At 66.7% G+C, this 23,959-nt stretch carries 21 protein-coding genes; 11 read left to right on the top strand and 10 right to left on the bottom strand.

The annotated features are described in order from the left end of the window. Nucleotides 1-17 precede the first annotated feature (17 nt). The 3 genes from QM618_RS05990 to QM618_RS05980 are packed head-to-tail and all read left to right on the top strand — an operon-like array spanning nt 18 to nt 5,091. Nucleotides 18-3,026, top strand: a complete 3,009-nt coding sequence (locus tag QM618_RS05990; RefSeq protein WP_428095693.1) for a bifunctional [glutamine synthetase] adenylyltransferase/[glutamine synthetase]-adenylyl-L-tyrosine phosphorylase — start codon at nt 18-20, stop codon at nt 3,024-3,026. Next, complete coding sequence (locus tag QM618_RS05985; RefSeq protein WP_428095691.1) at nt 3,023-3,886, top strand: LPXTG cell wall anchor domain-containing protein; 864 nt, start codon at nt 3,023-3,025, stop codon at nt 3,884-3,886. The genes QM618_RS05990 and QM618_RS05985 overlap by 4 nt, the downstream gene beginning before the upstream one ends. Then, nucleotides 3,883-5,091 carry a hypothetical protein gene (locus tag QM618_RS05980; RefSeq protein WP_428095689.1) on the top strand — a complete coding sequence of 403 codons (1,209 nt, stop codon included), beginning with the start codon at nt 3,883-3,885 and terminating at the stop codon, nt 5,089-5,091. Before QM618_RS05985 ends, QM618_RS05980 begins: the two co-directional genes overlap by 4 nt. Here QM618_RS05980 and QM618_RS05975 read toward each other — a convergent pair whose 3' ends face one another. Next, entirely contained in the window at nt 5,092-6,123 is a 1,032-nt protein-coding gene (locus tag QM618_RS05975; RefSeq protein WP_428095686.1) for a LacI family DNA-binding transcriptional regulator, read from the bottom strand. Nucleotide 6,124: 1 nt separating this feature from the next. Next, nucleotides 6,125-7,786, bottom strand: coding sequence for a glycoside hydrolase family 13 protein (locus QM618_RS05970; protein ID WP_428095684.1), 1,662 nt, complete (start codon nt 7,784-7,786; stop codon nt 6,125-6,127). A 172-nt stretch (nt 7,787-7,958) separates the two neighbouring features. Between QM618_RS05970 and QM618_RS05965 the strand changes: the two genes are divergently transcribed. The 4 genes from QM618_RS05965 to QM618_RS05950 are packed head-to-tail and all read left to right on the top strand — an operon-like array spanning nt 7,959 to nt 11,618. After that, nucleotides 7,959-8,942, top strand: coding sequence for an aldo/keto reductase (locus tag QM618_RS05965; RefSeq protein ID WP_428096466.1), 984 nt, complete (start codon nt 7,959-7,961; stop codon nt 8,940-8,942). Continuing rightward, a complete protein-coding gene (locus tag QM618_RS05960; RefSeq protein WP_428095682.1) occupies nt 8,942-9,976 on the top strand; it encodes a zinc-binding dehydrogenase in 1,035 nt (344 codons plus the stop codon). Before QM618_RS05965 ends, QM618_RS05960 begins: the two co-directional genes overlap by 1 nt. Beyond that, nucleotides 9,973-10,725: an SDR family oxidoreductase gene (locus QM618_RS05955; RefSeq protein WP_428095680.1), complete on the top strand. Its 753-nt coding sequence runs from the start codon at nt 9,973-9,975 to the stop codon at nt 10,723-10,725. Before QM618_RS05960 ends, QM618_RS05955 begins: the two co-directional genes overlap by 4 nt. 2 nt (nt 10,726-10,727) lie before the next feature. After that, nucleotides 10,728-11,618 carry a helix-turn-helix transcriptional regulator gene (locus tag QM618_RS05950; protein WP_428095678.1) on the top strand — a complete coding sequence of 297 codons (891 nt, stop codon included), beginning with the start codon at nt 10,728-10,730 and terminating at the stop codon, nt 11,616-11,618. On the opposite strand, the gene QM618_RS05945 is transcribed toward QM618_RS05950, so the two are convergent. From QM618_RS05945 to glnA, 3 genes are all read right to left on the bottom strand, one after another. Then, complete coding sequence (locus QM618_RS05945) at nt 11,582-12,436, bottom strand: formate/nitrite transporter family protein (RefSeq protein ID WP_428095676.1); 855 nt, start codon at nt 12,434-12,436, stop codon at nt 11,582-11,584. The genes QM618_RS05950 and QM618_RS05945 overlap by 37 nt on opposite strands. A 178-nt stretch (nt 12,437-12,614) precedes the next feature. Continuing rightward, nucleotides 12,615-13,304 (bottom strand): hypothetical protein, encoded by a 690-nt coding sequence (locus tag QM618_RS05940; RefSeq protein ID WP_428095674.1) that lies wholly within the window; start codon nt 13,302-13,304, stop codon nt 12,615-12,617. A gap of 237 nt (nt 13,305-13,541) precedes the next feature. Continuing rightward, nucleotides 13,542-14,975, bottom strand: coding sequence for a type I glutamate--ammonia ligase (gene glnA / locus QM618_RS05935; RefSeq protein WP_428095672.1), 1,434 nt, complete (start codon nt 14,973-14,975; stop codon nt 13,542-13,544). Between the two features lie 177 nt (nt 14,976-15,152). Here glnA and QM618_RS05930 point away from each other — a divergent pair, with 177 nt between their 5' ends. Together QM618_RS05930 and QM618_RS05925 are read left to right on the top strand one after the other, a co-directional pair. Then, entirely contained in the window at nt 15,153-15,599 is a 447-nt protein-coding gene (locus tag QM618_RS05930) for an RDD family protein (protein WP_428095669.1), read from the top strand. Further along, nucleotides 15,599-16,234, top strand: a complete 636-nt coding sequence (locus QM618_RS05925) for an HAD-IA family hydrolase (protein WP_428095667.1) — start codon at nt 15,599-15,601, stop codon at nt 16,232-16,234. Before QM618_RS05930 ends, QM618_RS05925 begins: the two co-directional genes overlap by 1 nt. Here QM618_RS05925 and QM618_RS05920 read toward each other — a convergent pair. From QM618_RS05920 to lipB, 3 genes are read right to left on the bottom strand one after another with little or no spacing between them, the layout of a single operon-like run. Beyond that, nucleotides 16,221-16,922 carry a DUF4191 domain-containing protein gene (locus QM618_RS05920; RefSeq protein WP_428095665.1) on the bottom strand — a complete coding sequence of 234 codons (702 nt, stop codon included), beginning with the start codon at nt 16,920-16,922 and terminating at the stop codon, nt 16,221-16,223. The genes QM618_RS05925 and QM618_RS05920 overlap by 14 nt on opposite strands. Nucleotides 16,923-16,935: 13 nt before the next feature. Beyond that, on the bottom strand, nt 16,936-17,943 hold the full coding sequence (gene lipA / locus QM618_RS05915) for a lipoyl synthase (protein WP_428095662.1): 1,008 nt from the start codon (nt 17,941-17,943) through the stop codon (nt 16,936-16,938). Beyond that, nucleotides 17,940-18,593: a lipoyl(octanoyl) transferase LipB gene (gene lipB / locus QM618_RS05910; protein WP_428095660.1), complete on the bottom strand. Its 654-nt coding sequence runs from the start codon at nt 18,591-18,593 to the stop codon at nt 17,940-17,942. Before lipB ends, lipA begins: the two co-directional genes overlap by 4 nt. A gap of 55 nt (nt 18,594-18,648) precedes the next feature. Here lipB and QM618_RS05905 point away from each other — a divergent pair, with 55 nt between their 5' ends. Both QM618_RS05905 and QM618_RS05900 read left to right on the top strand, forming a co-directional pair. Then, nucleotides 18,649-20,796, top strand: coding sequence for an MMPL family transporter (locus QM618_RS05905; protein WP_428095658.1), 2,148 nt, complete (start codon nt 18,649-18,651; stop codon nt 20,794-20,796). Nucleotides 20,797-20,858: 62 nt separating this feature from the next. Next, nucleotides 20,859-22,067, top strand: coding sequence for a hypothetical protein (locus QM618_RS05900; protein ID WP_428095656.1), 1,209 nt, complete (start codon nt 20,859-20,861; stop codon nt 22,065-22,067). On the opposite strand, the gene QM618_RS05895 is transcribed toward QM618_RS05900, so the two are convergent. After that, the gene (locus QM618_RS05895; RefSeq protein ID WP_428095654.1) at nt 22,021-22,941 is read right to left on the bottom strand and encodes a TIGR01777 family oxidoreductase; all 921 of its coding nucleotides are present in this window, start codon (nt 22,939-22,941) and stop codon (nt 22,021-22,023) included. The two genes, QM618_RS05900 and QM618_RS05895, sit on opposite strands and share 47 nt — an antisense overlap. After that, nucleotides 22,942-23,959, bottom strand: a 1,018-nt coding sequence (gene sucB / locus QM618_RS05890; RefSeq protein ID WP_428095653.1) for a 2-oxoglutarate dehydrogenase, E2 component, dihydrolipoamide succinyltransferase, incomplete at its 5' end; no start/stop codon positions are given.

Genomic DNA, 23,959 nt, shown 5'->3' with positions numbered 1-23,959 from the left:
GTAACTAGGGTGGTTGCGTGAGCACCCGCGAAGTCTCGCTGTCGACGCGCCTGCGCCGGTCAGGCGTTTCCGATCCCGAGCGCGCAGAGCGCCTTTTGGAGCAGATCGTCGCGGTTACCGATGTCACCGTAGATGACCCCGCGCACGCCCTGTCATACCTGGCAGATCCCGATACAGGACTGCTGCAACTGCTTCGCCTTGCGGAGTCTGCGCGAGACGCCGGTGTGCTCGACGGGTTGTCGGCCCTTCGCGATTCGCTCGGCGGCGGCAAGCTTGGCGTGCTGCTTGGCGGCTCTGTTGCTCTCGGCGACTTTCTTGTGAGGCACCCGGAGTTCGTTGCGGACATTGGCCAGTGGCCCGACGGGGAGTCGTTCGCTGAGGTGGACGTCCGCGCCGCGCTGCTCGCCGCGGTTGGCGCGGATCCCTCGTCACCCTCTCCCGTCGCCGCCATGACGGGGCCCGACGCTGTGGCAGCCATGCGTGTGGCGTACCGTCGCGCTTTGCTCAGGATCGCGGCAGAGGACCTCTTCACGCACGAGCCAACAGCGCTGTTTCCCGCGGTTGCGGCGTCGCTTGCGGACCTCGCGGGCGCGGCGCTTGAGGCGGGGCTCGCGATCGCGCGGGCGAGCGAACCGGAGCACGAGAAGACTCGCCTCACGATCATCGGCATGGGCAAGTGCGGGGCGCGCGAGCTGAACTACGTCTCCGATGTTGACGTGATTTTCGTGGCGGAACCAGCGGAAGGCGCGAGCGACGAAGCGTCGATCAGAGTGGCCACCAAGCTGGCCACGATCGCCGCGCGCGCGTGCGACACCGCCGGCTCGGAGCCGCCGCTGTGGCAAGTCGATGCGGCCTTGCGGCCAGAGGGCAAGGATGGTCCCCTTGTGCGCAACGTCGCGTCGCACAAGGCGTACTACGAGCGGTGGGCGGAAACCTGGGAGTTCCAGGCTCTTCTCAAGGCGCGCCCGATCGCCGGCGACGCCGAGGTGGGTCAGCAGTATCTCGACGCGGTGTGGCCGATGGTGTGGACGGCGGTTGGCCGCGAGGGGTTCGTGGAGTCTGCTCAAGCGATGCGCAAGCGCGTCGAGGAGCACGTGCCTCGCGACCAGTCGGAGCGGCAGATCAAGCTGGGGCCTGGCGGCCTTCGCGATGTTGAGTTCACGATCCAGCTGTTGCAATTGGTGCACGGGCGCGCGGATGCGTCCTTGCGGCTGCGCGGCACTCTCGAGGCCCTGCGCGCCCTGCGCGCGGGTGGGTACGTTGGTCGCGCGCAAGCCGCGAGCATGGACAGGGCCTATCGGCAGTTGCGCGTGTGGGAGCACCGCTTGCAATTGCGCAAACTGTCGAGAACCCACCTCATGCCAAGCGATGAGGACGGTCTGCGCATTCTTGCCAGAGCGTCGGGCTTTGCAACGGTCGAGTACATGTCCGAGGTCTGGGCCGATACCAGGCGTGATGTTCGAGCAATGCACCTCGAAATGTTCTACCGGCCGATCCTGCCAGTGGTGGCGCGTCTCAGCGCGGACGAGGCCGCCCTGGACGATGAGGCCGCGCGCGCACGCCTCGCGGCGGTTGGCTTCCGCGATCCCGTTGACGCGCAACGGCACATCGTGGCGCTGACTGATGGTGTCTCGCGCCGGGCGCTCATTCAGCGCCAGCTGCTGCCGGCGATGATCGGCTGGTTTGCCAGGGGAGCGGATCCGGATGCAGGCCTGCTCGCGTTCCGGCAGCTCAGCGACCACGTGGGCGACGCGCACTGGTATCTCAAGCTGCTGCGGGACTCCGGTACCGCTGCGGAGCGGCTCGCGAGGCTGCTGTCGACCTCCGCCTACGCGGCGAAGGCGCTGCTGGCCTCCGCGGAGTCCGTCACGTGGCTCGACGACGACGCCGAGCTCGAGCCGCGCAGCTACGAGCGGCTGTGGGCGGAAGCCGACGCGATTCTCACGAGGTCCAACGACCAGGACCAGGCGATCGCGGCGCTGCGCGGGTTGCGCAGGCGCGAACTGCTTCGGATCGCCGCCGCGGACGCGCTTGGCCTCATCAACCCCTCAGACGCCACCATCGCGGTGACGGCCACCGCCGACGTGCTCGTCGAAGGCGCGCTGCGCATCGCTCGTCACGTTGTCACAGACGAGCGCGGCGCCGATGCGATGCCCGTACACATGATCGTGGTGGCGATGGGCCGCTTCGGCGGCAGGGAGATGACATATACGTCCGACGCTGACGTGCAGTTTGTCTGGGACGGCGCCTCCGCGGGGGCAGAGCAAGGGCAGACCCAAGCGTCGGCCGTGCAGGTGGCGGTGACGGTGCGCAAGTTGTTGCAAGCGGTGAGCGCCCAGCCACCGCTTGAGATCGACGCCGACCTGCGGCCGGAGGGCAAGAATGGCCCTCTCGCGCGCTCGCTTGACTCGTGCGCGGAGTACTACGGGCGTTGGTCGGATCCGTGGGAGGCGCAAGCGCTGCTCCGAGCACGGCCGTGTGCGGGGGACATGGAGTTGCGGGATGCGTTCGTGGCCGCAATTGACCCCGTGCGCTTCCCTGCGGCGCTTCCAGAGGGCGCGCTGAAGCAGATGCGCACGCTCAAGGCACGCATGGAATCCGAGCGGCTCCCACGCGGGGTGGACCCTCGCCGTCATCTCAAGTTGGGCCCAGGAGGGCTCTCCGACGTGGAGTGGACCGTGCAGCTGCTCCAGTTGCAACACGGCCACTCGCACTCGTCCCTCCACACCACCCAGACGCTCGCTGCACTCGAGGCGGCGCAGGCAGAACGCCTGGTGTCAGCGTCGGACGCGCGCATTCTCGCTCAGGCGTGGCGCCTCGCCACGGACCTTCGTGGCGCGATGGCCCTGCGCGGGGCGGCGAAGGACACGGATGTGTTGCCCTCCGACGTTCGTGAACTTGGCGTGCTCGCCGACATCACTGAGTCCGCCATGACGGGTGCCCAGTTGGACGAGGCATACGCGCGCGCGGCCCGCCACGCCAGGGCGGTCACCGAGCGCGTCTTCTACGGCTGGGAGACGCCATGAGTGCACTCAGAACCTTCGCATCAGCTCTGTGCATTGCCCTCGGCGCCCTGCTGATCGCCACGTGGGCCGCGAGCATGGCTGCACTCGACGCCCTTGAGAACGGCACGGTGATCGAGGACACGACTGCGCGGGCCATCACCACAGACGTGGCTCGCGAGACTCTCGTGGATCAGGGCACCACCGCGGTGCTTGACGCGCTCGAGGACGCGGGGTTCAACACCGACATTCCCGGTGTAGAGGGCATTACTAGCGGCATCATCGACGCGGTCGTGACCTCGGATGCGTTCATCACGCTCGTGCACACGCAGACCGCCTCGGTGCGCACGCAAGTGGTGGACGCGCTCAACTCTCCGGGCGAGGGGCCTGTGGTGGTGACGCTTGACTTCAGCGACGAGGTCAACGCCAGGCTCGGCCAGATTCCCATCATCGGCGACTCGTTGCCAACAATCGTGGTTCCGGGGCTCCCGGTGCAGGTCATGGACGAGCAGACGGCGGACACGGTTCGCACCACGTGGCACTGGTTGCAGATAGCGAAGACGTGGTTTGGGTGGGCGGGTCTCGCTCTCATTGGCCTTGGAATCCTGGTGAGCCGCCGCAAGCGCTGGTTCTTCGCGAAGGTAGCCACGGCCGTGGCCGTGATCAGCGCGGTGGTGTGGCTCGTGATGGTGAGGCTTGAGCCACAAGCGATCGCGAATCTGCTACCGGGTGCTGGCGTGGCGGACGCGATCGTGATCGACCTGGTCTATCAGGCAAAGAATTCAATTGCCACCACCATGGGTTGGGTGGCCCTGGGTGCGATGATTGTCGCGTTGGTACTGTTTACGCTCGCTGCTCGCGGGGGACACGGAGGCAAGAAGTGAAGACGATCCGGATTATCGCCGCGGCATTCTTGGTGCTCCTCGGCTCGATGATGCTCATGGCGTGGGCCGTGGCGGGCAAAGCCATCAACGCCGTGGAATCCGGAGAGGCCGCGAACAACCTCACGCAGAAGCTGCTTGAAGACCCCACCTTCTCCGCGACCGCGTCGGAGGCGGTCATCAACGGCCTCGACAGGCAGACGGAGGGGCGCTTCCTCAATCGCATTGTGCAGGCGTTCCGACCGGAGCTCGAGAGGGTCGTCCAGAATGTGCTCGAGTCAGAGCGAGTCAACGAGGTGGTCACCAACTCCGTCGACAAGGTGTCGGCGCAACTCACGGAAGAACTGACAAAGCCCGACCGCGCCACCGCCCCCTTCGTGCTGTCAATCGACGTAAGCGATCGCGTCAATCAGCGCATCGACGAGATTCCCGTGGTGGGGCTCTTCTTCCCCGATGTGACCGTGCCGCCCATCGAGAAGGAACTCATCGACGCCGCCACGTTCGACCAGATCCGCGGTATCTACGGTGGCGTCAAGGCCGTCGCGTCGTGGGGCTTCTTGGTGGCGCTTGTGCTCGTGGTCGCTGGGTTCTTTGTGGCCCCACGCAGCCGCTGGTATTGGCCGCAGGCGCTTCTCGCGGTGGGGTTCGTGGTGCTCGCAGTCTCCATCGTGGTGCGGCGCATCCTGCCCATCTCGGTGGCCAACGCACTTCCCGGGGGCTCGGATAGCGCTGGCGGCACATTCGTCAAGGACTTCCTGTCCAGCAACGCCACAGGCCCCATCGCGAGCCGCTTGCTCTCGATGGCCCTCTGGTCGCTCGTGCTCGCCGTGCTCTTCTGGGTGATCGCCCGGCAACTTCCAGGCTTCCGCGAGAAGTATCTCCCGCACAAGGCCGTTACGGCCGACGGCGTGGTGACCTCGGAGGTCGCCGTCGCCGAACCTGTGGTCGCCGAGCCCGTCGTCGCAAAGCCCGTGGTCGCCAAGCCCGTCGTGGCGACCACGCCGCCCGTTTCCTCTCACGCACAAGTGGTGGATACGGTGGAACTCACGGCCGATGAGCCCGCTCCCGCCACCGAGCCAACGGCGCCGGTCAAGAAGGCACCCGCCCGCAAGCCCACAACAAAGGCAACAGCAACGAAGAAGCCGGCCGCAGCGTCGGGCAGCCCAAAGACCACGCGAGCGCGCAAGCCCACTCCGCCAAAGGAATAGTTAGCGCGGCTGCTGAAGCGCGCGCGTGGAGCGGCGCACCACCAGCTTGAACGGCACCGAGAAGTGTTCCTTGGCCACGGGCTCGCCAGCGAGTTCCGCGAGCAGCGCCTCCGCGGCGAGCCGACCCTGCTCCTCTGGGTACTGCGCCACGGTCGTGAGGCCCCAGAACTCGCCAAGGGTGTGCCCGTCGATGCCGACGATGCTGAGATCCTGCGGAACCTCGCGGCCAAGGTCGCGGGCGGCGAGCAGCGCACCCATCGCCATCTCGTCAGAGGCGCACACGATTGCCGTAGGGGTCACGGAGGGATCGCCTAGCAATTGCAGCGTCGCCTGGTATCCACCGTCCATCGTGAAGTCGGCCGTGCGAACGAGGTGCTCGTCTGGCGTGAGCCCGGCGTCCGTGAGGGTGGCCTCGTAGGCCTCGCGGCGTACGGCGCCGATGCGGAAGTCGCGGTCCAGTTCCGGTGCGCCTCCGATGTGGGCGATCACGGTGTGACCAAGCGAAATCACGTGCTGCGTGGCGAGGCGCATCGCCGCCGCGTCATCGATAGCGAGAGTGCGGATTCCCTCTAGCTGGCCGCTCACGCCAACGAGCGGCTTGTTGAGGGCGTGCAGTTCCTCGAGTTCGTCCGCGGTGAGTTCCAGCGAGACGGCGATGAACGCGTCCACGCGCTTGCGGCGCAGCACCTCGTCAAAGAGGCGTTTGCGGCGCTCGTCCGCCCCATTCGCATCGGACTGGTCAAGGTGATACACGGTGAGGTCGTAGCCCGCGTCCGCGAGAGCCGCGTGGGCGCCGGCGAGCACGCGCGTGTAGAACCAGCCGGTGAGTTGGGGGAGCACGATTCCCACATTGCGCGTGCGGCCGGAGGCAAGGCTCGACGCGGTTGCTGAGACCACATAGCCGAGTTGCTTCGCGGCGGCCTCGACGCGCGCGCGGGTCTCTGGGGAGACCGATGACTTTCCAGCAAGGGTGCGCGAGACGGTCGCCGTTGAGACGCCTGCTAGCTCCGCAACCTTCTGGATCTTGGCCATGTCAGCGTGCCAACCACACCGTGGTGTCTGGCTCTACAACGTCGCTCACGGGGCCCGACGCTACAAGGACTTGGCCATCGATTCTCACCGGCGCGCCGCTCACGTTAGCGATGACGCGGACGTCGCCGTTGTCGAAGGCGAGAACGCCCTCGCCAAGGTCGAGCCACTCGAGGCTTCCGTCGCCGAGCGAGTGCTCGCGGCGCGTGCGGATTGCGGCCTTGTACAGCGCGAGCGTGGAGGTGGGATCCGCGGACTGGACGTCGCGTGCCAACCCAGCCCAACCGTCGGGCTGGGGCAACCATGACGCGCCCGTGTCGTTGAAGCCGTACGCGGGAGCCGCGGCCTCCCATGGCAAGGGCACGCGGCAACCGTCGCGTCCGTAGCGCTCCTTGTTGGTGCGGAACCAGGTGGGATCCTGGCGAGCGTCGTCCGGGATGTACACGTGTTCGGGAAGGCCTAGCTCTTCGCCCTGGTAGATGTACGCAGACCCTGGAAGCGCGAGCATCATGAGGGTGGCCGCGCGTGCACGCTTGAGGCCCAGATCCGCGATGGGAAGGCCAGGGGAGTTGGGGCCAATGCCGTGGCCCTGCGGGTTCTCCGCGGTGAGCGCGAGGCGGCTCGCGTGCCGCACCACGTCGTGGTTGGAGAGCACCCATGTGCTGGGAGCCCCCACCCCGCCAAAGGCGGCTAGGGACTCGGTGATCATGGTGCGCTGGCGATCGGCGTTCCACGGCGTCTCGAGGTACGGGAAGTTGAACGCCTGATGCATCTCGTCTGGGCGCACCCAGTTCGCCATGCGGGTGAGGGGGTAGACCCAGGCCTCCGCCACGAGGATGCGGTCCGGTCCGTAGCTGTCAAGAATCGTTCGCCAGCGCCGCCACACCTCATGAACGCCCTCTTGGCCAAAGTACGGCGTGGCGTGGAACTCCTCGCCGCCCATCGAGCCGCCGCCTTCCTTGGGGAAGTGGTCCGGAAGGCCTTCCTCCTTGATGAGGCCGTGCGCGACGTCCACCCGGAAGCCGTTGACCCCACGGTCGAGCCAGAAGCGCAGGATGTCGTCGAAGTCGTTCTGGACGTCAGGGTGGGACCAGTTGAGGTCCGGTTGGGTGGAGTCGAAAAGGTGCAGGTACCACTGGCCGAGAGTGCCGTCTGGGCGGGTCTCGCGGGTCCATGCCGGGCCGCCGAAGACGGAGGTCCAGTTGTTGGGCGGCTCGCTGCCGTTTTCGCCGCGGCCGTCGCGATAGATGAATCGGTGGCGGGCGGGGGAGTCCTCCGGGGCCGCCTTCGCTTCTTTGAACCACACGTGTTCGCTGGAAACGTGGTTGGGAACCATGTCCACGATGACCTTGAGGCCAAGCTCATGCGCGCGCGCGATGAGTGCGTCGGCGTCATCGAGGTTCCCAAAGACGGGGTCTACATCGCGGAAGTCCGCTACGTCGTAGCCGGCGTCGTGCTGCGGAGAGACGTAGAAGGGAGAGAGCCACACGGCGTCGACCCCGAGCGCAGCCACGTGCTCAAGGCGATGCGTAATACCTGGCAGATCGCCGATGCCGTCTCCGTTGCCATCCGCGAACGAGCGCGGATAGATCTGGTAGATCACGGCATTGCGCCACCACTGGGTGGAGGTCTGCGACGGGGACTGAGTTGGGGCAACGGTGCTCACAGGCACAAATGTAAACGCTTACCTTACTATCCGCAAACCCCCTGTTGCGAGTGTCACTCAGCCGCAGCGTCGGGCGTGAACGAGGGCGTCGCCTGACGGGTACTGACAGTCACTCCCACCACTGACCGGTTGGTAGTTGACTGTGAGCATCAGTTACCAGCAGGGAGTCATGATGCACACACGCACACTGGGCCAGGGGCTTGAGGTCTCGGCCATCGGCTTTGGCGCCATGGGAATGTCGATGTCCTATGGGCCAAACCCCGGAGATCGCGACGACATGATCGGCGTGATCCGCTACGCCGTGGAGCAGGGCGTCACCTTCATCGACACCGCGGAGGTCTACGGGCCGTACGACAACGAGCAACTCGTTGGTGACGCGATCGCGCCCATTCGCGATCAGGTGGTGGTCGCCACCAAGTTCGGCTGGAACATCGTGGACGGGGCGATGCAGGGCACGGACTCGCGCCCGGAGCAGATTCGGCGCGTCGCCGAGGGCTCTCTCAAGCGGCTCGGAGTGGAGGCGATCGACCTCTTTTACCAGCACCGCGTGGACCCCAACGTGCCCATCGAGGACGTAGCGGGAGCCGTGAGCGAACTGGTGGCAGAGGGCAAGGTCAAGCACTTTGGACTGTCAGAGGCAGGAGCGGCCACCATTCGCCGCGCACACGCCGTGCATCCGGTCACCGCGCTGCAAAGCGAGTATTCGCTGTGGACGCGCGATCCCGAGCCCGAGGTTCTGCCCACGCTTCGCGAACTCGGCGTTGGGTTTGTGCCGTTTAGCCCGCTTGGCAAGGGCTTCCTCACCGGGACTGTGACGGCGGCGGATGTCAAGGAAGGCGAGTTCCGCGCGAGCACGCCGCGCTTCCAGCCGGACGCGATGGACGCGAACCAGGCGCTCGTGGATCACGTGCGCGCACTGGCCGACGCTAGGGGCGCCACCCCCGGCCAGGTGGCCTTGGCGTGGCTGCTGTTTCAGGCGCCGTTCATTGTGCCGATTCCCGGGACCCGGCGCCGAGAGCGCATCGACGAGAACATCGGCGGGGCAACGGTGGCACTGTCCGCGGACGACGTTGCCGATCTGGATGCGCTGGCGGCTCGGATTGGCGTAGTGGGCGAGCGGTACACGCCAGCGGGCATGAAGGCGGTGGGGCTCTGATGGTCAAGGCGACGTTCATGTTTGGGGCAGGGGACGTGCGCGTCCTCGATGTTCCCGATCCCGTTCTTCAGGAATCCACCGACGCGATCATTCGCGTGGTCCGCGGCTGCATCTGCGGATCCGATCTGCACCCGTATCACTCGATGCCCGCGTCCGGGACCGGCAGGCTCATGGGCCACGAGGCGATTGGGGTGGTGGACAGCGTCGGCGCCGATGTCCGTACTTTGACGCCAGGCGACTTCGTCATCGTCCCCTTCGCCGTTCACGACGGCACGTGCGTGTTCTGCCGCGAAGGCTTCCACACCTCCTGTGTGCATGGATCATGGCTGGTAGGTGGCCAATCCGAGGCACTTCGCCTGCCGTGGGCCGACGGCACTGCGGTCAAAGTTCCCGGCGTGGACGAGACCGCAGACGAGGCTCTCCTCGCCTCCCTGCTCACGCTCTCCGACGTTTACCTCACGGGATGGCATGCCGCACACATGGCGCGAGTTGCCCCGGGACAGACCGTCACCGTGATCGGCGACGGGGCGGTGGGTCTTGGCGCCGTGCTGTCCGCGCGCGAAATGGGCGCCGAGCGCATCATCCTCATGGGCCGTCACGAAGCTCGCACCGACCTTGGCCGCGAGTTTGGCGCCACGGACGTGGTGGCCGAACGGGGCGAGGAGGGGATTGCTCGGGTTCTCGAACTCACCAAAGGTGAGGGGAGTCACGTGGTATTGGAGGCCGTCGGGCACGCCCCTGCATATGAACAGGCGTACGGCATTGTGCGGCCGGGCGGCGTCATCAGCCGCGTGGGCGTGCCGCAGTTTGACTCGCCGCCAGCTGGCTTTGGCCAGCTGTTCGGCAAGAACGCCGCCATGACGGGCGGGCCCGCGCCCGTGCGCGCGTACCTGGAGGACGCCATCGGTCGCGTGCTGAGCGGAGCCATCAACCCCGGGCGGGTGTTTGATCGAGTGGTGGGCATCGAGGACGTTCCCGCGGGTTACGCGGCGATGGACGCCCGCGAGTCTCTGAAAGTGATGGTGAAGCCATGACCACGGTGCTCTCGATTGGCGCTACGGGAAGCATTGGGCGCCTCGTCGTCGACGAGTTGCTTGCGCACGGCGCGTCCGTGCGGGCGCTTGTGCGCGATGAAGCGCGGGCTCGCACCATTCTGCCCGACGCTGTGGCCTTGGTGAGCGGCGACCTCGCCTCAGGCGAGGGGTTGGTTGCAGCGCTGGCCGGGGTTGACGGGATTGTGCTCACCCATGGCGGCGACGATAGGACCGTGGACTATGACGGGGTGCTGCGCGTGCTCAAGGCGCTCGATGGCGCCACGCCGCGCATCGCGCTCATGACGTCGATGGGGGTCACGCGCGAGACCTCGTCGTGGGGCGGCATCATGAACTGGAAGCGCCGCGCGGAGCGCCTGGTGCGCGCCTACGGGGCGCCCTACACGATCGTGCGGCCCGGCTGGTTTGAGTACCAGTCGGCAACGCAGAACGCCGTGCTGTTTGAGCAGGGCGATGGCACCGAGGTCACAAACCGCAGGGGAGTGGCGCGTTCTCAGATTGCGAAGACGCTGGTAGAGGCACTGTTCTCGCCCGGTGCTGAGGGCAAGACTATCGAGTTGTTCGCGCAAGAAGGTGACCTCCAGGGAGACTTCGAGCCACTGTTCGCCGCCTTGCTGCCCGACGACGAGGCCGGCTTGGCAGGGGGCGGTGACCACGGCGTCGGGCTGGAGGATGAGCCACAAGAGGTGCGGGACGACGTCGAGGCCGTGCGCGGCCTGCGTAAGGTGTGACCGTGCCCGCAGATCCAGCCGTCACCGAGTTCCTGCGGACTCGCCGCGCGCGCATCTCGCCCCAGGACGCCGGGCTCCCCGCGTACGGCGGCAACCGCCGTGTTCCGGGGCTGAGGCGCGAAGAGGTCGCGATGCTCGCCGGGGTGTCCGTTGACTACTACGTGCGGCTCGAGCGCGGGAACCTGTCCGGTGCGTCTGACTCGGTGCTTGACTCGCTCGCCACGGCGCTCCAACTGGACCCCGCTGAACGCGACCATTTGTACGATCTTGCGCGAGCGTCGGGCCCTGCGCGCTCTGCGCCGAAGCAAACGGCGACCACCCTTCGCCCCACTGTGCAGAGAATTCTTGATTCGATCAGCGCGCCCGCGTGGGTGCGGAACGGACGCCTCGATCACCTCGCGCACAACCGTGCGTCGCGAGCCCTCTACGCGCCGCTGCTCATGAGCGGCGAGCGGCCCGTGAACACCGCGCGGTTCGTGTTTCTTGACCCCGCAGGCACCGAGTACTTTCCAGACTGGGCCAAGGCTGCTGCCGACGTCACCGCGCTGCTGCGCATGGAAGTGGGAAAGCGGCCGCGCGATCCCGCGCTCACGCAGCTCATCGGCGAATTGTCCACGCGTTCCGAGGAGTTCCGGCGGCTATGGGCGCGGCACGACGTGACGTTCCACCGCTCCGGGAGGAAGCGCATCTATCACCCTGCGGTGGGGATCCTCGAACTTGAGCTTGAGGGGATGGAGCTGCCGTCCGATCCCGATCTGACGCTGCTGGTGTACGCGGTGGAGCCTGGATCCGCGGTGGCCGACAAACTTGCGCTCTTGGAAATCTGGGCCGACGAGCAAGAAGCGCTCGGTGCCGACTACTCGTCGCCAGCCGGCGGGTGGGTGCGCAAGTAGCGACGGTCGTCGTTCGCGTAGGCGTAGTACCAGCCGATCAAGAGGCCGCCGCCAACGAAGTTACCCGCGAGCACGACGCCGATGTTGGCGAGCGCCGCTCCCACGTCGATACCCCCGTGGAGTCCCATCACGGTGAAGAACACCGTGTTGGCCACGGAGTGCTCGAAGCCCACAAAGGCGAAAATCGCGACGCTCACAATCATCGCGAGGCACTTGGTGAGGTCGTCCTTGATGATGCCGTTGTAGACCAGCAGCATCGCCAGGTTGATCATGAAGTTACAGAGGATGGCGCGCACAAAGAGGTCGCCCCAGCCAGCGAGACCTTCGTGGATGTAGGCGAGTTTGTGTTCGAGCGCGGCGTCCATCTGCTCGCCGGCGCCGCCGTCTGCGAGCGTGGAGAACTTGACGAGCACGGCAAGCAGCAAGCCGCCGATCGCATTGCCGAGGAAACACAGCACCAGGATCCGGCCCGCGCGGAAGCACGTGATGCGGCGGTAGTAGCCGCCGATGGCCACGATCATCATGTTCGAGGTCAGCAGCTCTGACTTCGAGTAGTAGATGAAGACGAGGGCGAAGCCAAAGAGCAAGGCGCCCACGAACTTGCCCACGGCAACAAGGCTGCCGTCACCGATTCCCGCGAACGCCGCCACCACGTTGAAGTACGCGAGGTACATGACGCCGATGATGATCCCGGCCATAGCCGCGCGCATGAGGTAGACGCGCGTGAGGCCGCCGCTCATCGTGGTCTTGGTCTCGAGCGCGTCCAACACCGTGGAGATGAAGTGCTTGCCGGGGAACAGCTGGGCGTTGTCGGTCACGGGTCAAGCCTGCCACTCGGTGAGTCGGTAGCGCGGGACCGCCGTCCCATTGCACCCCTGCCACCCCCGCAGTGGTGTCGGTACAACCCCGTCGCATTTCGCGCGCGCGGAAGCGACACGAATGTACCGACACGAAACCAGGGGGAGGGGTGGCGGTCTGGGTGTGGACTAGGCGGGGCTAGGACGCGGCGAGGGTCGCCGCGAAGCCAACGACCGCCCATATGCCCGCGAACAGTTTCGCCTTCTCGTAGGCGAACGGAATCATCGACGTGCTGAGCATCGCGATGAGGCCACCAGTGGTGAACGCGGCGATGCGCGCGCCGCCAACGTCGCCAAGGGCGTTCGCGGCGGCGTAGCCAACGGCGGCGAAGATGCCGGACGCGATCACGATCGAGCCCCACAGGATCGCTTGCTTGCGCATCGCCCAGCCGTCCTTGACCATCTGTGAGGCGGGGGCAAAGACCTGCGGGATGTTGGACACCCACACCGAGGCCGCGAGAGTGGGGCTGAACGCCATGCCCGTCCCCAGCTGGATGCCGAAGATTAGGGACTCTGGAAGCGCGTCGTTGATGTTGCCCACCACGATGCCCATCGCGCCACCCTCGCCAAAGCGCCTCTCGATGATCCGGTCAGCAAGAACGTAGACCGTTGCACCAATCAAGAGCCAGACGCTGATTTCAAGGCTGCCAAGGGACTCCTTCGACTCTGGCACCAGTTGGAAGGCGGCTGCGCCGAGCAGGGCACCCGCACCAAGGCCGGCCATCTGGCCGATCAGGTTCTCGCTGACATTTCTGAGGCGGTACGCCAACAAGGCGACGATCAACAGCGACGATTGCGCAACCGCGCCAATCAGGAATGCCTGCAGCATGGCTTCACCCTAGACCCGCCACCCCGTTTCTTTTCGGTACAAAGGGGGCACCAACCGCGCGCTTGTCATGCGGCGCGCAGTCGCAGTACGACGCGGTTGTACCGACAGGATCGTGCAGGGCGGGGGAGTGGGCCCGCGGGTGATTGGCGGGCCAAACCAGGTGCCGCCGTGGGGCATGCGAAAGGGGCCGCCCCCGGTTTCCCGGAAGCGGCCCCTTTCCCTGCCAGCTAAGAGGTCTTAGCAGTCGTAGTACAGCTCGAACTCGTGGGGGTGCGGACGGAAGCGCAGCGGGTCAATCTCTTGCGTGCGCTTGAGGTCGATCCACATCTCGATGAGGTCCTCGGTGAACACGCCGCCCTCAGTGAGGAAGCCGTGGTCGGCCTCGAGGGCGTCGAGCACCTCGGGAAGCGACGCGGGGACCTGGGCGATCTGTGCGTGCTCCTCTGGGGGAAGCTCGTACAGGTCCTTGTCCACGGGAGCCGGGGGCTCGATGCGGTTCTTGATGCCGTCGATGCCGGCCATGAGCAGCGCCGCGAACGCGAGGTACGGGTTCGACGACGGGTCAGGGGCACGGAACTCGATGCGCTTGGCCTTGGGGTTCGAGCCCGTGATCGGGATACGAACGGCGGCGGAGCGGTTGCGCGCCGAGTACACCAGGTTGACGGGGGCCTCGTAGCCGGGCACCAGGCGGTGGTACGAGTTCACCGTGGGGTTGGTGAACGCGAGCAGCGACGGAGCGTGCTTGAGGATGCCGCCGATGTACCAGCGGGCGATGTCGGACAGGCCGCCGTAGCCCTTCTCGTCGTAGAACAGCGGGTCGCCGTCCTTCCAGATGGACTGGTGCACGTGCATGCCGGAGCCGTTGTCTCCGAAGAGCGGCTTGGGCATGAAGGTCACGGTCTTGCCGTGCTTCCAAGCCACGTTCTTGACGACGTACTTGAACTTCTGGATGTCGTCACCCGCGTGCAGCAGCGTGTTGAAGCGGTAGTTGATCTCCTGCTGGCCTGCGGTGCCCACCTCGTGGTGCGCGCGCTCGAGCTCGAGGCCAACCTCGCCGAGGACCTTGCACATCTCGTCGCGCAGGTCAGCGAACTGGTCGCCAGGGCTGACGGGGAAGTAGCCGCCCTTGTAGCGCGTCTTGTAACCGCGGTTGGGGGTGCCGTCCTCCTCGTACTCGACGCCGGTGTTCCACCAGGCCTCGGACGAGTCGATGTGGTAGTACCCCTCGTGCTGGTTCGTGTCGAAGCGCACGGAGTCGAAGATGAAGAACTCGGCCTCGGGAGCGAAGAAGGCGGTGTCGCCGATGCCCGTGGACTTGAGGTACTCCACGGCCTTCGCCGCAATGTTGCGGGGGTCGCGCGAGTAGGGCTCGTTCGTGAACGGGTCCACGATCGAGAAGTTGATGACGAGCGTCTTGTGCTCGCGGAACGGGTCGATGAACGCCGTCGCGACGTCGGGCAGCAGCTTCATGTCGGACTCGTTGATCGCCTGGAAACCGCGGATCGACGAACCGTCGAACATGGCGCCTTCCTCGAACACGTCCTTGGTGAACTGCGAGGCGGGAATGTTGAAGTGCTGCATCTGGCCGGGGAGGTCGCAGAAGCGGATGTCGACGAACTCGACACCTTCCTTCTTGACGTAGGCAATGGCCTCGTCGGCGTCTTTGAACATCCGTGTACTCCTCAAAAAGGGTTGGTCTTGCCGTCACTGGCGGGTTCAGCCTAGGACCAACCAGTTTCGGGCGCATTCATGACGCGTTACGGGAGTGTTAACTGGTTGGCCCGGCGACTTCGCGCAGGGTGACAGTCCGCGGCCCGACGCTGTGGCTGGCTTGGTTACGATTGCCCGGTGACCGACGTGACCCCTTCGAACAACGACAACCAGGCATCTGAGGGCGAGGCCCCCGAACCGGGCCGCGCCTCCATTCTCGCTCGCATCGGGGGCATTGCGATCGACTGGGTGCTGTGCCTCATCATCTCTGGCTTCTTCTTCCCCGTTGCGGAGTACGCGGACGCGGGCGGCATTGAGCGGGTGTTCGCCGGCAAGCCGCTCGCGACGCTCAGCATCTGGGCGGTGCAGCACTTCTTCCTCGTGTCTCTCATCGGCATGACGTACGGCCACCGCATCGCGGGCCTGCGCGTGGTGCGTGAGGACGGCGGCGGCTTCCCCGGTCTCAAGGCTGGCGCCATTCGCACCGTGCTCCTCGCCCTTGTGATTCCCGCGGTGGTGTGGGACTCAGAGGGCCGCGGCCTTCACGACCGCGCGGCCGGAACCCGCCTCATCTCCATCCGCTGATGCGGCTCACCGCCGCCGCCGTGCTGTTCGATATGGACGGCACGCTCGTGGACTCCACCGCGATGGTGGAGGCTGTGTGGTCGGAGTTCGCGGAGGCGAATCGAGTTGACGCGCGCGCCGTCATCGACTTTGCGCACGGCCGCCCGTCCCGCGACACGATCGCGAAGTTCGTCGCTGATACGACGCGCATCGATGAGTGGCTCGATTGGATTCACACCGCAGAGGGGGAGCGCTTCACGGAGGTCACCACGATCCCTGGTGCACGTGAGGCGGTGCTCGCGATCCCACTCGAGCGTTGGGCGGTGGTGACCTCGGCAATCCATCACCCGGCGCACGAACGGCTCACCCAGAATGGCTTCCCTCCGCCACCCGTGCTGATCGGCGCCGATGACGTGACCCATGGCAAGCCGAACCCGGAAGGTTATCTGGCCGCAGCGTCGGCCCTTGGGGTGGTGCCGGAGGACTGCGTGGTGTTCGAAGACACGATCGCGGGTATCGAGGCAGGGCTTGCCGCCGGTTGCGCAGTAGTGGCCGTTGGCAACGTGGAGGCCAACGGAATCGCGGGCCGCATCAGGGACTTCACCGCCGTGACCGTGGAGGCCACCGGCGAAGGACTGACGATTACTTTCCCTTGAGCGCCTTGCGGTCGGGGCGGGCACGCAACGGGTCAACGCCCTTGGGCACGGGGAGCTTGGCACCACCGATGGCGCGCAGGCGGTTGGACACCGCCGCACGCTCGCCGCGTGACAGCACCGTCTTGCCCTTGCGAATCTCACGCACAATCTTTGAGATCGGCACCTCGTTGGCGCCCTTGCCCACGTAGATCGCACGAATCGGCACGCCGGGAATGAGCTTGTTGAGGCGCTTCTTGGCGTCATCCACCAGGCGGTGTGCCGCGCCGCCGCCCTCCGCGAGCAACACGATGCCCGTCTTGCCCACGCCGCGGAACACCACCGCGCGTCCCTTGGGGTCCATGGCCTGCGGGGCGTCGTCGAACTCCCAGCCGCTACGAATGGACTGCGCAACGGCGAGCGACCCACCAACCACGCCTTCCATCTGGCCAAACGCGGTCTTCTCGAACCGCTTGGTCAGCATGAACAGCGCGAGCAGCGTGCCCACGAGCACGCCAAAGATGATGCAGTAGACCAGCGCGATCGTGTTGCCGATGAGGAGGCCAACGAGCACACCAAGCGCGATGGGACCGAGCGCGCTGATCAGGATGATCGGCAGCAGGAGCTTGTCGTGGGGTGCCGTGGACCGGTACGCCTGACCAATCAGTTGGTACCAGCGGGGCTTCTTGGGTGCGGGATCGTTCTTCGCCATGATGGCGAACAGTCTACGGCCGTGCGGCCAACAGGGCCGACGCTTCCTGACGTGCCGTAGTCGGCTCACCGAGGTGCGCGAGGGCTTCGGGAATGGGGCGACCCTTGCTCGTCATCGCTTGACCCCACAAGCGGCCCGCCCGGTAGGACGAGCGCACAAGAGGTCCGGACATCACCCCAAGGAAGCCGATCTCCTCGGCAGCGGTGGACAGCTCCACAAACTCTTCGGGCTTGACCCAGCGATCAACGGGGTGGTGACGTGGGCTCGGCCGCAAGTACTGCGTGATGGTGATGAGGTCACAGCCTGCGTCGTGAAGGTCCTGGAGGGCCTGCACGGCCTCTTCAAAGGTCTCGCCCATGCCAAGGATGATGTTGGACTTGGTGACCAGCCCGTCGGCCTGAGCGGAGGTGAGCACGGACAGCGAGCGGTCGTAGCGGAAGGCGGGCCGGATGCTCTTGAAGATGCGCGGCACGGTCTCGAGGTTGTGGGCGAGCACTTCAGGGCGCGACGAGAACACCTCGGCAAGCTGGTCCGGGTTCGCGTTGAAATCGGGGATGAGGAGTTCCACGCCCGTACCAGGGGTCATCGCGTGAATTTGGCGGACGGTCTCCGCGTAGAGCCACGCGCCGCCATCGGGAAGGTCGTCGCGCGCAACGCCCGTGATGGTGGAGTACTTGAGGCCCATCTGCAGCACGGACTCGGCAACACGGCGGGGCTCGTCGGCGTCGAAGGCCGCGGGCCTTCCCGTGTCGATCTGACAGAAGTCGCAACGGCGCGTGCACTGGTCGCCGCCGATGAGGAAGGTGGCCTCGCGGTCCTCCCAGCACTCAAAGATGTTGGGGCAGCCCGCCTCTTCGCACACGGTGTGGAGGCCGCCCGTCTTCACGAGCGACTTCATGTCGTTGTACTCGGGGCCCATGGTGGCCTTGGTGCGGATCCAGTCGGGCTTGCGCTCGATGGGGACTTCGGCGTTGCGGGCCTCGATGCGCAGCATCTTGCGGCCCTCTGGCGCGATGGTCACACGGTCTCCTTGATGCGAGTGATGGGGGCCAGCGCGTCATTCACGCTGTCCACCACGGCGGGAACGAGGTCGTGGATGGTGACCTCGCGTCCAAGTTCCTTGCTGAGGCTAGTCACATCCGCGTCCGCAATGCCACACGGGACGATGCGGTCAAACGCGGTGAGGTCAGGGTTGCAGTTGAGCGCGAAGCCATGCATGGTCACGCCCTTCGCCACACGCACGCCGATGGCACAGATCTTGCGTTCCTTGGCGTGGTCCGTGGCAGGCAGCCACACGCCAGAGCGGTCCTCGACGCGGATGGTGTCGAGGCCAAACGCCGCGCACACGTCGATGATCGCCTCTTCCAGCTGGCGCACGTAGCGCACCACGTCGATCGGCTCAAGCAGGCGCACGATGGGGTAGCCAACGAGCTGCCCGGGCCCGTGCCACGTGATCTTGCCGCCGCGGTCCACGTCCACTACGGGCGTGTCGTCGATCGGCCGATCCCAACTGGCGGTGCGCTTGCCCGCGGTGTACACGTCCTCGTGTTCCACCAGCAGCATGCGGTCCTCGCCGCCAGCCACCACCTCAGCGTGTTCGGCGCGCTGACGGTCCCAGGCCTCCTGGTACGGCACGAGCCGCGTTCCCAGGTCGTAGGACTCGATACGCATAGCGTCAAGGCTAACCGGTGCCAGCGTCGGCCCATTCCCCAGCGACAATAGGGGCATGCGAATCCGTCCCTGGCTGCGTCCCGTGCTCATTGTGCTTGCCATCTTCGGGTGGCTCGCGATCTCATCCGTGGGGGGCCAGACGTTCGGCAAGCTCTCCTCGGTGCAAGAGAACGACGCCGCGGCGTTCCTTCCCGAGAGCGCGGAGTCCACGCAGGCCGCCGAGTGGCACGCCAAGTTTGTGCCGGTGGAGTCCATTCCTGGCCTGTTTGTCGTGGACGGAATCACGGGCGAAGTCGACCTCGGCAAGGTGCAAGCCTTCGCCGACGCTGCGGCGGCCGCGACCATCGGCGAGGACCCTGAGGGGCGCACCGTTGGCGACACCCTCCTGGCTCCGCCCGCTGTCATCCCTTCGGAGGACGGCGGAGCCGCGCTCGTGACGTTCAGCGTGGACGGCGAAACGTACAACGAACTCGTGGGCGAGGAGCCGCTCGGCACCTTCATCGCCTCCACGATCGTGTCGACATGGGACGCTCAGGGCACGGGCCTCGACGGCTTCCTCACGGGGGCGATGGGCTTCGTTGCCGACCTGCTCGAGGCGTTCTCGGGCATCGACGGCGTGCTCCTGCTCGTGGCGCTCGCGGTAGTGCTGGTGATCCTGCTCATCGTCTACCGCAGCCCTGTGTTGCCGTTCCTCGTGCTCGCCACCGCGATGATCGCGCTCACCGCGGCGATCCTCGTGGTGTACCAACTCGCGCTCAACGACATCATCACTCTCAACGGGCAAGCGCAAGGCATCATGTTCATCCTCGTGGTGGGTGCCACCACCGACTACGCGCTGCTGCTGGTGGCGCGCTACCGCGAGGAACTGTTGCGTCATGAGTCGCCGTACTCGGCGATGTGGGTGGCGTGGCGGCGCTCCCTCGAACCGATCGCTGCCTCCGCGGGCACGGTAGCGGCGGGCCTCTTGGTGCTGCTGCTGAGCGACCTCAAGTCTCTGCAGGCGCTTGGCCCGGCTGGCGCGGTAGGTATCGCGGCTGCTCTGCTCGCCGCCCTCACGCTGCTTCCAGCACTGCTGCTCATCGGCGGCAAGCACGCACGCGGCGTGTTCTGGCCCAAGCGCCCCGCCTTTGAGAGCGCGGACGCGCAGCATCCCTCCGGACTGTGGGACCGCATCGCGGCCGGGGTGCGCGCCAAGCCGCGCCGCACGTGGCTCCTTGCCGCGGCGTCGCTTGTGCTGATGGCCGCGTTCCTGCCCATGCTCAAGGTGGGCGGCATCGGCAACCGCGACTACTTCCTCAACAACCCCGACTCGGTCAAGGGCCTCGCGGTGCTTGAGGAGCACTTCGATGCGGGGGCCACGTCGCCCGTGCGCATCATCGTGCCCCAAGACGACGCAGAGGCGGTCGCGGCCGCCGTGTCCGAGGTTGATGGCATCACCGCCGTGTATCCGCTCACGGAGTCCTCGGCGACCGGGCAGCCTGCGGCCGAGGGCGAGCAGCCCATCGTTGTCGACGGCCACGTCGAGCTCGTCGCCGTCACCCAGGTGGCGTCCACCGATGCGGCCGCCGCGGACATCGTTGGCGACGTGCGCGCCGCCATCGCTGAGACGTCTCCAGACGCGCTGGTTGGCGGCGAGGCCGCGGAGGCTCTCGACACCCGTCTCACCACACAACGCGACGCCGAGGTGATCATCCCGGTAGTGCTGCTGGTGATCTTTGTGGTGCTGATCCTGCTGCTGCGCGCGCTTGTGGCGCCGCTCGTCATCGTCATCGCCAATATCCTGTCGTTCGCGGCCGCCCTGGGGCTCTCGGCCCTCGTCTTCACCGTGATCTTCGACTTCCCCGGCGTGGACCTCGCGACGATTCTGTTGGCGTTCGTCTTCCTCGTGGCGCTCGGCGTCGACTACTCAATCTTCCTCATGTCGCGCGCCCGCGAGGAGTCGCTGCGCCGCGGCACGCGTACAGGAGTGGAGCACGCGCTCGCGGTCACGGGAGGCGTGATCACGTCCGCGGGAGTGGTGCTCGCCGCAACATTCGCGGCGCTTGGAGTGATCCCGTTGATCTTCCTCGCGCAGATCGCCTTCATCGTTGCCGCGGGAGTGCTCATCGACACGATCATCGTGCGATCCCTTCTCATACCTGGGACGATGATCGACATCGGCCGCCATTCCTGGGCGCCATGGCACCGTCAGATCGAGGACTGAGTTCGCGAATTCGGGTTGTGGATAACCGCATGTGCCCTTGAGCAGCGCGGCACCCTTAGAGGGTGGCGGAGCTACTCACTCGAGAACTAGGTCGCGGAAGCGACTTGCTGACGAGCGCGCTCGCGCGATCCGCCGCGCTCGGCAGGGCACGCGACCGCTGCCGAGGGGTGCTGGTTCCCACCGCCGTGACGCGGCGGCCCGACGGCGTGGTCGCCTTCAGCGTTCCGGTTGCCTCGGGCGCCTCGCTCGCCGAGATCCGCGGCACGCGCGCGCTCACGCTGGGGGAGTGCATCACCATTGGGGTAGGGGTAGCCGACGCCCTCGCCGCGATGCACGCCGAGCGATTGGCGCACGGTGACGTCTCACCCGCGAACGTGGTGGCTCGTGGAAAGGCGGTGACGCTTGTCGACACCATGGGTGCGCTAAGCGAGGAGCGCGGCACTCCGGGATTCGCGCCGCCGGACCGTCACGCCGGCGCCGATCCTGCGGCCGACGTGTACTCCCTTGGACTGGCGCTGCGATCCCTCGCTGACGACGCGGCCAAGCCCGCAATCGATGCATGGACGGAACCGTTGCTCGCGGCGGACCCGAGCGAGCGGCCAACGGCCGCGCATGCGGCCGCGGCGCTCGCTCGGTGCGCCCCAACGGAACCGATCAGACCCCCGGAGGCGCCCGTGGTCGCGGCGATGCGCGCTGGCGTTATCGCGCGGACCGAGAAGCGACCGCAGGACCGCTGGTGGCGTGCAGAGCGCACCGCGATCAAACTCTCTCCCCTCGCCGCGCTCGCCGTGGTGGGCGTCATCAGTGGGGCTGCGCTCGTGCCTGCAGTGGCGGCGGGTCCGGAGCGCCTCATGGAGGGCTCGACGGCCCACATCGGCGCGGCAACGCCGCCCGTTCGCGTCACGGCGCTTGAGGGGCCGCGAAAGGCCGCGATCTCGTTGACCGAACGGCGCATCGCCGCACTCGCGGCGAGCGACGCTGCGGGCCTGCTCGCGGTCTCCTTACCCGGGGGCGAGGCCGCGAGAGCCGATCAATCAACCGCGCTCGGCCTGCGCACGGGGGACCTCGCGTTCGATGGCCTCACCCTGCTAAGCGCCGATGCTCGCGTGGTCGAGGCCACCCAAACCGGGGCGATCGTGGAGGTGACGACGGCGCTCAGCGGTTACAGCGTCGGGCAAGAAGAGGTGGCCGCGGGCGAGGCCACGGCACTTCTAGAGCTGCGCCTCACGCAGAGTGGGTGGCTGGTGGAGCGAATCCTGCCCCCACCATGACCCACCGCGCCGCATCGTGAATATCCCCGTGGTGCCACTCGAAGCCGAGGCGCGACAGCACGCCGGCCTCCGCGTTCTGCGACGTCAAGAGGTCCACCGCGGCCTCGCCTGCCGCAAGCTTCATCGCCCACGCGGGCACGGGGAAGGTCGCAGGCTTGTTCGCCGCGGCCGCGAGAGCGCCGATGAGCTTCTCATCACGAGTTGCGTGGGGCGCAACGATGTTCGCGGGCCCCTCGTGGTTCGAGGACTCCATGAGGAAGCGCGTGGCGCGCACCTGATCTTCGAGGGTGATCCACGCATGGAACTCGCGACCGTTGCCAAAGCGCCGCAGCAGGCCACGCCGAACCAACGGGAGCAGGCGCTCTGCGAACCCTCCATGCGGCGCTAACACTAGGCCCGTGCGCGTGAAAACCGTGCGAATACCAGCGTCGATGGCCGGTTGCGCGGATCCTTCCCACGCGAGCACGATCTCGCTGAGGAACGTGGTCCCCGGCCCGGACCTCTCGGTGAGCACTTCCTCGCCACGGTCTCCGTAGAAGCCCATCGCGGAGCCCTGCATGAGCACGCCCTTCCAGGCTCCATCCGCGAGCGTGGTCGCGATGAGCGAGGTCGCATCCGTGCGCGATTGCCGCACCACCGCCTTATAGGCGTCGGTCATGCGCTTTTCGCCGATGGATGCGCCGGCAAGGTTGACCACGGCATCGCACGCGAGCAGGGCGTCCTTGTCGATCACGCCGTGCGCGGGATCCCAGCGAGACTCGCCCGCGTGGGCCTCGCGGCGCACCAAAGCGACAACCTCATGGCCGTCGGCGCGCAAAGACGCCGAGAGCGCCGTGCCAATAAGGCCCGACGCTCCCGTTATCGCGACTCGCACCTAGAGACCCAGGTCTGCTTCGAAGGCACCGGCCTCGATGCGCTTCTTGACGTCTTGCAGGAAGCGGGACGCGTCGGCGCCGTCGATGAGCCGGTGGTCGTAGCTGAGCGGCAGGTAGCAGACGGGGCGGACCGAGATGACGTCCTCGCCGTTCGGTCCCTTGACAACGACGGCGCGCTTGACGATCGCGCACGTCGCAAGGATCGCGGCCTGCGGGGCCGGCACCACGGGGGTGTCGAACAGCGTGCCGAGCGAGCCCGTGTTGGTCACCGAGAAGGTGCCGCCGCTGATCTCGTCAGCCTTGAGGCCGCCGCTGCGGGCACGGGCCGCGAGGTCCGCGATGCCCTGAGCGTGCTCTGGCAGAGACTTCGAGTCGGCGTCACGCAGCGTCGGCAGCATGAGCCCCTTCTCGGTGTCCACGGCCAGCGACAGGTTCACCGTGGGGTGGTAGACGATCGAGTCGTCCACGATCGACGCGTTGACGTTGGCGTGCTTCTGCAGCGCCTCCGCGGCCGCGACCGTGAAGAACGGCAGGAAGGACAGCCCCACGCCGTACTTGGCCTGGAACGCGTCCTTATTCTTGGCACGCAGGTCCCAGATCTTGGAGCAGTCCACCTCGATCACGGACGTCAGCTGCGCCATGCCGTGCAGCGACTCCATCATCTTGTCCGCTGTCACCTTGCGGATGCGCGTCATCTTGACGGTCTGGCCACGTAGTTCGGATACTTCGAGCCCGCCCGACGCTACAGCGGGGGCGGCCTGCTCGGCAGGGGCGGCGGGGGTTGCGGGGGCAGCGGCTGGTGCCGGTGCTTCGGCTGCCGCGATGACGTCTTCCTTGCGGATGCGGCCACCAACGCCTGTGCCGGACACGACGCCGAGGTCAACGCCACGCTCGGAGGCGAGCTTGCGCACGATGGGCGTGACGTAGCCGGAGCCGCCCTGCCCGGATGCCGCGGGTGCCGGTGCGGCCTCGGCCGCAGGAGCCGGAGCGGCCGCCGGCGCGGGTGCCGGAGCGGGT

Origin of the sequence: Demequina sp. (assembly GCF_049841215.1) — a bacterium.
Taxonomy (GTDB): domain Bacteria; phylum Actinomycetota; class Actinomycetes; order Actinomycetales; family Demequinaceae; genus Demequina.
The sequence above is the reverse complement of the archived record's forward strand: the minus strand, read 5'-3'. Positions and strand labels throughout refer to the sequence as shown.

What these genes read in the sequence shown, in the direction of transcription:
- QM618_RS05965 (WP_428096466.1), top strand. Translation starts at nt 7,959, where the DNA reads ATGCACACACGCACACTGGGCCAGGGGCTTGAGGTCTCGGCCATCGGC.
- glnA (WP_428095672.1), bottom strand. Translation starts at nt 14,975, where the DNA reads ATGTTCAAAGACGCCGACGAGGCCATTGCCTACGTCAAGAAGGAAGGT.
- QM618_RS05975 (WP_428095686.1), bottom strand. Translation starts at nt 6,123, where the DNA reads ATGGCCAAGATCCAGAAGGTTGCGGAGCTAGCAGGCGTCTCAACGGCG.
- QM618_RS05920 (WP_428095665.1), bottom strand. Translation starts at nt 16,922, where the DNA reads ATGGCGAAGAACGATCCCGCACCCAAGAAGCCCCGCTGGTACCAACTG.
- QM618_RS05955 (WP_428095680.1), top strand. Translation starts at nt 9,973, where the DNA reads ATGACCACGGTGCTCTCGATTGGCGCTACGGGAAGCATTGGGCGCCTC.
- lipB (WP_428095660.1), bottom strand. Translation starts at nt 18,593, where the DNA reads ATGCGTATCGAGTCCTACGACCTGGGAACGCGGCTCGTGCCGTACCAG.
- QM618_RS05905 (WP_428095658.1), top strand. Translation starts at nt 18,649, where the DNA reads ATGCGAATCCGTCCCTGGCTGCGTCCCGTGCTCATTGTGCTTGCCATC.
- QM618_RS05940 (WP_428095674.1), bottom strand. Translation starts at nt 13,304, where the DNA reads ATGCTGCAGGCATTCCTGATTGGCGCGGTTGCGCAATCGTCGCTGTTG.
- QM618_RS05925 (WP_428095667.1), top strand. Translation starts at nt 15,599, where the DNA reads ATGCGGCTCACCGCCGCCGCCGTGCTGTTCGATATGGACGGCACGCTC.
- QM618_RS05985 (WP_428095691.1), top strand. Translation starts at nt 3,023, where the DNA reads ATGAGTGCACTCAGAACCTTCGCATCAGCTCTGTGCATTGCCCTCGGC.
- QM618_RS05960 (WP_428095682.1), top strand. Translation starts at nt 8,942, where the DNA reads ATGGTCAAGGCGACGTTCATGTTTGGGGCAGGGGACGTGCGCGTCCTC.